Consider the following 1,191-nt stretch of genomic DNA (forward strand, 5'->3'; position numbering starts at 1 on the left):
CTCATGTCGCTCAAGTAGTTCGCCCACACGTGGCTCAAACGACTGCGTCCGTTGCTCAAGTTTAGCAGTTTGGATTATATAGTATTAATCTTTAAAGATTCATAATATTAAATACTTTTATATTAATTTTTCTTTGTATACTATCTATAAAATATTTATCATCAAAGCTATATCCTTCTATTGATGTTGGGTTTATACTTAACCCAATTAGATTAACTTTATTTATGACCTTAATACTTCCTTTAAGCTTTATAAACTTATCAAAATTTGTCTTATCCAAAAATATCTTTGTACTATCACTAACCAATATAGTTATATTTTTATAGTTACTACCACTTTTTATAAGACCATCTATAAAATTATTAGTAACTATTCCATTTACAACTATATACTTAGTAAATTCACCTACACTATCTATAATTTCTTTATAAGAATTTAGAGTTGTATTTATATTTAGGCATTTGTATGAATAATCTTTATTTACTAAACTAACCTTATATTCTTTCATATCTTCATAGATTTCATAAAACTTTTCATCATTGATTTTATCAATATTTAAGATGTTAGCTTCATATATGATTTTTTCTATTGCCTTATTTACATCTTTATTTATTACAGCTCCACTACAAAATATTGTAGACTCTGTTATAGATGGTGAGCCTAATGTCTTTCTAGATAAAGCTCCATCAACTATACTTAAATCTGCACCATAGTGATTTAATCTTTCACAAATGTATTTTATTTGAGTATTTATAGATGGACCTGCAAGTTCTATATATCCATCGCTTAAGGATCTAAATATAACTATATTTCCTAGTGGTGTGCTTATATTTGTAAGTTCTAGTATCTCTTTGGTTATATCACTATTTAAGGCCAAACTATTAGCTGTAGCTATTATAGTATTTTTATTTACATATATTCTAGGTTTTTGCGTTTTAGTGACAACATCTACACCTTCTCCATCTACACCTATTGATGTAAGCCCTAATATTATATTTTTATTTATACATTCTTTTAATATATAATTTAGAGTTGTTGTTTTACCTACATTTTTATAGTTTCCTATAATAGACATACTCTTATATTTTAATATTTCATTTAATATATCCATAATTATATCCTTAAAAATTTGAAATAATTTTTCTAAGCGATGTAGGTCTTAATGCTTTTTCTAAGAGATATTATAGGTTA

1 protein-coding gene is annotated in these 1,191 nt (G+C 25.5%); it reads right to left on the reverse strand.

The window, feature by feature from the left end; translation table 11 throughout:
* Positions 1-91: 91 nt before the first annotated feature.
* Positions 92-1,111, reverse strand: coding sequence for a lysine 5,6-aminomutase reactivase subunit KamB (gene kamB, locus JWF52_RS18760; protein ID WP_208334990.1), 1,020 nt, complete (start codon positions 1,109-1,111; stop codon positions 92-94).
* Between the last annotated feature and the right edge of the window lie 80 nt (positions 1,112-1,191).

The sequence above is a fragment of the Clostridium sp. CCUG 7971 genome, assembly GCF_017590215.1.
Taxonomy (GTDB): domain Bacteria; phylum Bacillota; class Clostridia; order Peptostreptococcales; family Peptostreptococcaceae; genus Faecalimicrobium.